Raw genomic sequence first — 398 nt, forward strand, 5'->3', positions numbered from 1 at the left:
CGCCGAGCCGGCCCTCGGAGCCGACCTCGCGGGCGACCCGGGTGACCTCGGCGGCGAAGGCGCTCAGCTGGTCGACCATCGTGTTGATGGTGGTCTTGAGCTCCAGGATCTCGCCGCGGGCGTCGTCGTAGTTATTGCGGGTGAGTTTGCGCGCGGAGACGGCGGTTGTCTGCGGGGAGATGTTGGGGTCCTGGCGGGTGAGGTTGTGCGCCTTGGCGTGTCCGTTGTCGGTGAGGAGCGTGCCGGTGCCGGCCACGCTCGCGCCCCGGGCCTGCCCGCGGAGCGGCCCCTCGGTGCCGTCCTCGCGGGCCACCCGGGTCACCTCGTCCGCGAAGGCCGAGAGCGTGTCGACCATCGTGTTGATGACGCCGGCGAGCGCCGCGACCTCGCCCTTGGCC

The 398-nt window shown here is 72.4% G+C and carries 1 pseudogene; it reads right to left on the bottom strand.

Features of this window, described 5'->3' with window-relative positions:
- Positions 1-398 (bottom strand): annotated as a pseudogene (locus PUR61_RS15580) (HAMP domain-containing protein); the annotation flags it as partial.

This window comes from Streptomyces sp. BE20 (assembly GCF_036322525.1).
Taxonomy (GTDB): domain Bacteria; phylum Actinomycetota; class Actinomycetes; order Streptomycetales; family Streptomycetaceae; genus Kitasatospora.